6 protein-coding genes are annotated in these 8,583 nt (G+C 60.8%); 3 read left to right on the forward strand and 3 right to left on the reverse strand.

What is annotated here, in order from left to right:
- Positions 1–239 precede the first annotated feature (239 nt).
- Genes E8A46_RS20615 through E8A46_RS20625 form a run of 3 tightly spaced genes read right to left on the reverse strand, consistent with a single transcriptional unit; the run spans position 240 to position 6,632 of the window.
- Entirely contained in the window at positions 240–3,146 is a 2,907-nt protein-coding gene (locus E8A46_RS20615; RefSeq protein ID WP_291565192.1) for an NHLP bacteriocin export ABC transporter permease/ATPase subunit, read from the reverse strand.
- Positions 3,143–5,371 carry an NHLP family bacteriocin export ABC transporter peptidase/permease/ATPase subunit gene (locus E8A46_RS20620; RefSeq protein WP_291565195.1) on the reverse strand — a complete coding sequence of 743 codons (2,229 nt, stop codon included), beginning with the start codon at positions 5,369–5,371 and terminating at the stop codon, positions 3,143–3,145. Before E8A46_RS20620 ends, E8A46_RS20615 begins: the two co-directional genes overlap by 4 nt.
- Positions 5,364–6,632, reverse strand: a complete 1,269-nt coding sequence (locus E8A46_RS20625) for an NHLP bacteriocin system secretion protein (protein WP_291565198.1) — start codon at positions 6,630–6,632, stop codon at positions 5,364–5,366. The genes E8A46_RS20620 and E8A46_RS20625 overlap by 8 nt, the downstream gene beginning before the upstream one ends.
- A gap of 285 nt (positions 6,633–6,917) precedes the next feature.
- On the opposite strand from E8A46_RS20625, the gene E8A46_RS20630 reads away from it, so the two are divergent.
- The 3 genes from E8A46_RS20630 (at position 6,918) to E8A46_RS20640 (ending at position 8,383) form a co-directional block, all read left to right on the forward strand.
- Positions 6,918–7,454 (forward strand): hypothetical protein, encoded by a 537-nt coding sequence (locus E8A46_RS20630; RefSeq protein ID WP_291565200.1) that lies wholly within the window; start codon positions 6,918–6,920, stop codon positions 7,452–7,454.
- Positions 7,455–7,605: 151 nt separating this feature from the next.
- Positions 7,606–7,791: a hypothetical protein gene (locus E8A46_RS20635; protein ID WP_291565203.1), complete on the forward strand. Its 186-nt coding sequence runs from the start codon at positions 7,606–7,608 to the stop codon at positions 7,789–7,791.
- Between the two features lie 406 nt (positions 7,792–8,197).
- A complete protein-coding gene (locus E8A46_RS20640; protein WP_291565205.1) occupies positions 8,198–8,383 on the forward strand; it encodes a hypothetical protein in 186 nt (61 codons plus the stop codon).
- The last annotated feature ends 200 nt before the right edge of the window (positions 8,384–8,583 follow it).

The following is an 8,583-nucleotide window of genomic DNA, read 5'->3' on the forward strand; positions in this document are numbered from 1 at the left end:
AACCGACCGTCCTCCTCGACGACGGCATCAACATTCGGACCACCGGGCTGTTCCACAGCAATGTCGGCTACGACTCACCCTTCACTCCCATTCCGGCGTGAGCGCGGATTCCACGAGCGCCAAAAGCGCGCAAGAACGGAGCCTGTGCGGACGCCGCCTCCGAAACCGAGGCGCGTCCGCTTAATGTCACCTGAGCCCGAAATGTTTCGTGACTTCGGCACGACGTCTTCGGTCATTCGCTAAAGCAATTGCCGCTCGGCGAAAGACGCGAATATTCCGGGAGCTTTGCTAAGCTCCGCAAAGGTTCCGGTTTGTGCGACTTTGCCGTCGACCAGCACGATAATGCGATCCGCCTGGCACACCGTACTCAGCCGATGCGCGATGACAATCCGCGTTACATTGAGGTTGCCGAGGGACGCGCTTACGATCGCCTGCGACTGGTTGTCGAGTGAACTCGTCGCCTCGTCGAACAGCAGAATACGGGGACGGCGCGCGATCGCGCGGGCGATCATGATCCGTTGCCGCTGGCCGCCGGAAAGCGTGTTGATGCCTTCTGCGATCACCGTGTGCATGCCCATCGGCATGCTCTTGATGTCGGCATCAAGTCCAGCAAGCCGCGCGGCTTCCCACGCCTGCTCAAGCGGCAGTTGGGCGCCCCCGCAAATATTGTCGTAGAGGCTACCTGTCGCCAACTTTCCGTTCTGCAGGACCACGCCAAATTGCAGCCGCACCGCGCTGATGTCGAGTGTGTCGATTGCTTTTCCGTCGAGGAACACGGCGCCCGTCTCCGGCCGTTCAAAGCCCAAGAGCAGCCGGAACAGCGAGGATTTTCCGCTTCCCGACGGGCCCACAATCGCGACATATTCCCCTGGCGCGATCCGCAGGGTGACGTTGTCGAGGACGGGCGGCCCGCTCGGCAGGTAGCGAAAGGTCAAGCGGGAGAACTCGACCGCTCCGGACAGCTGCCCCGGGGGCTTGCGGTCTTCCGAAACCTCGACCACAGCCGAGATCAGAGGCCGGAGGCGGGTGAGACGGGGGATTGCGATCAGTGCTTCACTCACGCCCGACGCCCATGCACCGATCCATCCCATCGATTGGCCGAATGCAGTGAAGAAGGCGAAAAACCCGCCGACGTCTTCCAGTAGCTTGCTCTTCGTAAATGCCGCCGCCGCGAAAATGACGAGCGTGGCGACAGTTGGAAACGATGTCTCAAAAACGCCGAGAGCGTTGGCAACCCGCTGGGAGGCAATGAAATACTGTTTCTGGATCGCGAACTGTCTCGACCACACCGCGAGGGCGCGAAGCGTTGCGGCTGCGACACGGAGCTTGCTGATGCCGGAGATGAGCTGCAGCACGAAGCCGCTGATCTTGCCCTGCGCGTTGAAGTGGTTGTTCTCATAATAGAGGCGAAGCGCGCTGGTGGCGATGATCAGGATCGCTCTGACAACCGTCAGCAGCAACGCGATCAGCCCGAGCTTGAGATCATAATAAAGCATCAGACCTATGCTGAACCAGCAGAACAAGCCGGCCATCATTCCGCGCAAGGCGCGCCCGGTTAAGATCCGCCGCGCCGCATCGATCCCCATCGCCCGATCGACAAAGTCGCCAACCGTGTATTCGCGAAACAGCGCCGCCGGCAGCCTGAGCAGACGGTCGATCACCGCCGCCTGCAGTTTCCAATCGATCAGGCCTTCGAGCCTGAGCATCGCCAGCCCTTCCATCGCCTGGACACCGGCCATGGCGACGGCCGTCACGGCAAGCGCGAGCGCGCAAAACGCGAGCTGGTCGAGCTCGGTGCGAGGTATGACGGAACTGATGAGATGTCCGGTAATGAGCGGGGCGACCAATGATAGCAGGCCGATCGCAACAACGGCCAGCACGATGCGGCTGATGTTGCCGCTCGAATGGCGGATCGAGAATGTGAGCAGGTCCCGAAATCCAACCGGGCGCGACGGCAACGCGGGATAGAACGTCACCGCTTCCGAGGCCAGCTCCATTGCCAGCGAACGGGTGACCGCACGGCGCGTTCCTGTTCTCGGTTCGAACATGGTGTAACGATGTCTCGCGCCCTGGATCAGCGCGACCGGATTGCGCTCCTCACCGTGCCAGGCCAGTAGCGGACCGACGTCCTGCTCCCACCATTGGCCCCGCAACAGGGTCCGGCGAACGCGTAGTCGCGCGGTTCTCGCGATCTCCACAACGTGGGCAAATTCCTGGCCGGCCGATGCGGGCCGCGGAGGGACGATGAGCGGCACTTGAAACGCTTCCGCGACCATCCGGCAGGCGGCGAGCAGCGGATCCGACGCGTCTGCGTCTATCTTTGCGCGGTCAAAGTGCCGTACCATGATCGCGGAGAGGCGGTCGAAGGATTCGAACGTCTGTGTCGTCGTCAGATCGCTGCGACGGACCAGGCGCTGCGTCTCGCGGCCAACATCACGGATCAGATAATCCCGAATACATGCGATGACGCTGAGATGGAATTGATCGGCGGCGCGCCACAGCACATCGGTTTCCGGCATGCCGGTGCTCCCGACAACGCTGCACGCAGACGGACCGGCCTCGATCCACATCCCTGACGTCAGCGGCAGCGGCGGACCACCGGCGGTAAAGACCGGATCGAGCCCCATGAACTTCGCCGTACCGGTCTGCAGGGCGACCCAAACGATGCTGCGTACCGGACCACGGCGCCGGTCGCCGGGCGGAATCTCGGCAGCTCCATCGCCCGTCACTTCGCGCATCTCCCAGCTCGGGGTTGGACCCGCGATTATCCTGGCGAGCCGTGTGATCCATGCGGTGATCGAACCGGCGGATCGGAATTCCCCGCGCGGCACGACCAGCGCTTCCGTGCCGGGACCGCCAACTGCGATCAGCCGGATCGGCGTGCCCGAACCGTCGACGGCATCCTGCAGGTCGAGAATAATCTCGCCGCTCTCGACCCGAAACAGATGGTGTCGAGCGCCCTCGGTGCGGCCTTCGACGAAGCTGATGGCGAAGACATCGACATGCCCCGCCACGACCAGCAACACGTGCTCACGGTGATCGAGAAGTCTCGGGTAACGACCATCGAGCACAATGCGGGTAGGCGGACAAGCGGTCGCCTCTTGATCGGCCGCTGCGGGCGCCTGTGGGAGGACAGAGTCGTTCATTCCTGAGCCACGAGTTTCGCGTATGCGCCCTGAAGGATGATCAGCTGCTCATGGGTTCCGCGCTCGGCAATTTTGCCATGCTGCAGCACGATGATCTCGTCACAGTCCCGGATCGTGCTGAGGCGATGCGCGATGATGATGCACGTGCAGCCCCGGCGTCGCAGATTGTCGTCAATGGCCTTTTCGGTGATCGGGTCGAGCGCGCCGGTCGCTTCGTCGAGCACGACTACCGAGGGATTGGAAACCAGCGCCCGGGCGATCTCGATACGCTGGCGCTGGCCGCCGCTGAAATTCGTACCGCCTTCGTTGATATAGCAGTCGTAGTTTCCCGCCCGCGTGGCGATGTCCTCATGGATGACCGCATCCTTCAACGCCTGTGACAGGTCCGCATCGGTTACGGTGGCGTCCCACAGCGTCAGGTTATCGCGGGCCGTTCCCTCGAACAGGAAGATGTCCTGATCGACGTAGGCGATCGAGTTTGCAAATACTTGTGGGGGGATATCCGGCAAAGTCCATCCGTCGATACGGATTTCGCCGGCCCATGGCCTGTAGAGCCCGCAAATCAGCTTGCCGAGGGTCGATTTTCCGCTGCCGGAGGCGCCGACAAGCGCCACCCGTGAACCCGGCTGGATGGTGATGGAGAGGTCCGCCAGCAGCGGTGGTTCCAGAACCGAGTAGCCGAATTGGAGGTTGCTGAGCTCGATCCTGCCGGTCAGCTTCGGAGGAAAGCGATCCGGCGCGACGGTGTCTTTGCCGGAATTGTCGAGCGGGTAATTATATACATCCTCGAGGCGCTCGAGCGCGCCCTTGATGACCTGAAAGCTGCCGACGTGATTGACGAGGTCGGTGACAGGCGCTGAAAAACTGGCCATCAGCGACTGGAACGCGACGAGGCTGCCGAGCGTGAGCGAGCCCTCGATCACGCGCAAGCCGCCGATGCCCAGTATCGCTGCGAGCGTCAGCCCGGAGAATAGCGTCGGCAGCGTGTCAAGAAAGATCGAGGATACGCCGAGTTCCTGCTCCGCGTTGAGCGCCTTGGCCTGAATCCCCGCCCATTGACCGAACGCCTCGTCCTCCAGTCCGCTTGCCTTCAGGGTCTCGATGGTACGCACGGCGCTCACCGTGGAGGCAACAAGCTTACCCTGTTCGAGTGTGAGGCTTCGGCTGAGATCCTGCCGGCGCCCGCCTACGAATTTTAGTGCCAGCACGTTCACCAGCGACATGCTGACGCCGATCGCCGCGAGTGGGGCATCGTAAATCGCCATTGCGGCGGCGAAGAACACAATCGATGTCAGATTGAGCGCATTGGCAGCGATGCCGCTGGAGAGCAGGCGGGCAATCTGCTCGTTGGCGTAAACGCGGTTCGCAATATCGCCGGCGTGGCGCTGGGTGAAGAACTCGACCGGCAGCGCCATGACGTGCCAGAGGAAACGGCTGATCATGACCACCGCAAGCTTGGTTTGCAGCCTCAGCAGCAGCGATTGACGCACCAGCGTCAGGATGCCGCGGATCAAAGCGGTCACGGCCATGCCGATCAGCAGTGGGACCAGCCAGTTCGTGCTGTGCTGGATCAGGATGTCGTCGACGAAGATTTTCGAAAATCCCGCGCTTACCACCGCGGGCACGATCAGCGCGAAGCTCACGACCACCAGCAGACCGACCGCAGGCTTCGAGCCGCGCAATTCGCGCAGCAGCAAACGCAGTCCCTGCGGTTTGCGACCGAGCTTCCTGAACGCCTCGGTTGGCTCCATGACGAGGACGACACCGGTGAACGCAAGATCCAGCTCCGCCATGTCGATCCGCCGCCGCCCGATCGCCGGATCGTTGATGTAAACGCGATCACCCACGATGCCCTCCAGCACCACGAAGTGATTGAAGTTCCAGTGAATGATGCAGGGCATCGGTAATTCGTGCAGCGTCGAAGGCTCCCTGCGGAAGCCCCTGGCGGCAAGGCCGAAACGGCGCGCCGCCCGGACGATGTTGCTTGCCTTGCTGCCGTCGCGCGAGACCCCACAGGCGACGCGGAGCTGCTCCAGCGAAATCCAGGCGCCATGGTGGGCAAGTACCATAGCCAGCGCCGCGGCCCCGCATTCGACCGCTTCCATTTGCAGGATGGTGGGTGTCCGCTGCACCGCCTTGCGCCAGAACCGTCTGCGGGCGCGCCGTGGATACGACAGCGGCGGCACCTCGTCCGGCGATGGCTGGGGCAAAGGGGCGTTATCCATCAAGTCCCGTCAACCGCTTGATGAGGGGCAGCACCAGGTCGAGCGGGCGTTGGCTTCGCGTGGTGACTTCCGCACGGGTCAGCGTTCCGCTGCTGAGACGAATGGGCGGCCCCTTTCCAACCGCCCAACGATAGCTGCTGACGGTTGTTGGGTCCTGTTCCAGGCTGACCGTCGCGGCGTAGGGCGCGCCCTTCTGCGAAAAGCGGCTGACGAGGCTGTCGTTGTGGAGCACCGCAGCCATACCCTGGGGAGTCATCGGGAAATCGGAGACTGTCATCACGGTGCCGACCATGGTTCCGAACTCCTCGCGTTTGACCGTGCTCGGCTCGATCCGGACCTGCATTCCGGGTTTCACATTCTTGCCGCGCTCCGCCGGAATATAGACCAACGCCTCGAGCTTCACCCCCTCGCTTTCGATTGCGACGACCGGCGTGCCGACGGCGAGCACCGAGCCCGCGGAGACCTTGACTTCGAGGACACGTCCTTCGATCGGGCTGATGACCTGGGTATTCTGGTTCAACATTCCAGCAGCAGCGTCCATCTGCCGGCGCGCGTCATTGAGGGTAAATTGCGATTGCTGGATATCGTGTTCGCGCTGCGTCTCCAGATCGGTCTTTTGCGATCGCAACTTCAGGATTTCGTTCTGGGTATCTTCCTTTCGCTGCTGCGCATCGGCGAGATCGCGACGACGATCCTCGAGGTTGCGTCGGGTGGTGTATCCCTTGGCCAGCAAATCCTCGAGGTTCTTGACATCGATCGTCAGATAATCGATGCGCTGGTCGGTGGCTTTTATGACTTGGTTGAATGCCGCCTCAAGCTTCGCAAAATTTTGGCTCTTTGACGCGAGTTCGCTGGCGATCTTCGAGGTCAGATCGGCATGCTCGCGCTCGCGTTCGCGAAACACCTCGACGGCGCTCGTGTGGCGCTGCTGGATATCGGTTTGGACGATCTGGGCGATCGCCTGGCCTTGCAGGACGTGATCGCCGACCGAGACGTCGACCGACGAGAGCCGTCCGGCGGCTGCGGAGACGGCATCGACGACCCGACCGCCTTTGCTGATCAAGATCCCCTCGCCGGGCGCGCGGGTCGGAATTCGGCCGATGACGCCCCAAGTCAACGCGGCCGCCAGGGCCAGACAAGTCACGAACGTCAGAATCCAGTCAAACGGTTTGGTAATGCCGACAAGATGGTCAAGCTGTTCGGGCGACGAGGCTCGCTGCAGCGCCACGGTGCGGAAGGCCCGTTGCGACTGTTCGGTCACGGTCGCGTCCTCCGGTTCGCGGTCGTGCCGCGGACTGGCATATCGGGTGCGTACAACGGTGGATTCTGCCGAAAATACACAGCTAACCCCTGCTCGCCGTGCCGGATCATACACCAAAGCGAATGCCGAACAACCAACCGCGGGCTGATCGAAATCGATCGGGAAGGAGCGCCTCTGGATCGAGGTTCGGTTTGGCCGAAAAGACGAGCCCTCGCCGTCCTGCCCTAGCGCAACAATGCGGTCAGGACTATGCTTCCACGAGCTTCCTTGCGAGGTTGATCTGAAATGATCGTGGCCGGCGTCAAGAATTCAGCGCTGATGTTTGCCTGGCGCGCCGGTCAATGGATAAGGCCGTTGGGCTTTGGGTTCGCGATTGTTTTACTCACACCGATCCTTTGCAGCAGCGGCGTCCTTACAGAGAGCGATTTCAAGAAAATCGAGGATATCAAGCCGCTCTTTCAGAACTTGATGGCTGATCTCTTTCAAACCTCAAAACGAACGGACATTTCCAGCGGCGACGCAGACTGTATCAAGTCGACAATCCGGGAGCTTCTTCAGATCTCCGATGAACTTTCCAGCTACGAATATTTGATCACGATTGAGAAGGAGATGACTGATTTTGGCGACAACAACCCGATGCGGGGCATCGTCAAATTTGCGGTCGAGAAAACCAACACCATTTTGGCCAGTGAACGAAAACGACTCGCTCAGTTGTCGGACCAGTGTTCGCGTTATCCCCTGTCGACAGGCAAGACGCAGCAGGCGCTGCAATTCATCGACTCCACGACCAATATCCTTAGTTTGATTCAGGTGCGTCTCTAGGCAAAAAGGCGTCGGGGCAATCAGGTTTTTGCCAATTTCCGGGGGATATGCCGCAGTGTGATGTCTATCACGGTGTCAATGAACTGCCCCGCCTATACCTGCGACCACCAATTGAGGGGATGGTCCCTTCCTAAACAAGCAGGAGAGAGACATGAATAACGAAATCCGCGAATTGAGCTTCGTCGAACTTGATAACGTTTCGGGTGGCAGCTTCGTAAGCTGGCTTGTCGGAGCCATTGGCGCCGAGGTTATCCACGCCATTCTGAACGCCAAGGACTCCACCCCGACCAACGTGTTGAACGGAATGCTTGGCGCCATCGGTCAAAAGCCGGTTTGATCCTCAGGCCACTCAACATTCCCAGACCACTCAAAGGCCGCCTCAATTGGCGGCCTTTTCGCTGGGCAGCGCGGATTCGCGGTACGAGCCAACCCGCCGCTTTGAATCGGGTGACGCGTGTTAGACCAGCGAACAAGAATGACTGGTCCAATTGTCGGATCAGTGCGCGTTTTCCCGTGTGGTTTGGCAAGACGCAGCAGGCGCTGCAATTCATCGACACCAGGACCAATATCCTTCGTTCGAAGTGCGTCTCTAAGGAAAACGGCGCCGCGGCAATCAGGTTTTTGCCAATTTCCGGGGACATGCCGCAGTGTGATGTCTATCACGGTGTTAATGAACTGCCCCGCCTATACCTGCGACCACCAATTGAGGGGATGGTCCCTTCCTAAACAAGCAGGAGAGAGACATGAATAACGAAATCAGCGAGCTGAGCTTCAATGAACTGGATCACGTCTCGGGTGGCGGCATCTTGAGTTGGCTTGCCGGAGCCATTGGAGCCGAGGTTGTCCACGCCATTCTGAACGCTAAGGACTCCACCCCGACCAACGTGTTGAACGGAATGCTTGGCGCCATCGGTCAAAAGCCGGCTTGATCCTCAGGCCACTCAACACTCCCAGACCACTCAAAGGCCGCCTCAATTGGCGGCCTTTTCGCTGGTCTTGCGGGGCTGCTCGGCCAAGCGCCGGAACCCGGGACCACGGCAGTCGATCGCGCATAAGCGCGAACAGATCAGGCGACGACGTACTGCCCGTCGGGTTCCACGCGGAGGCGGCGAACGCTTGTATCGGCTGC

It is taken from the genome of Bradyrhizobium sp., from assembly GCF_004799445.1.
Classification (GTDB): Bacteria; Pseudomonadota; Alphaproteobacteria; order Rhizobiales; family Xanthobacteraceae; genus Bradyrhizobium.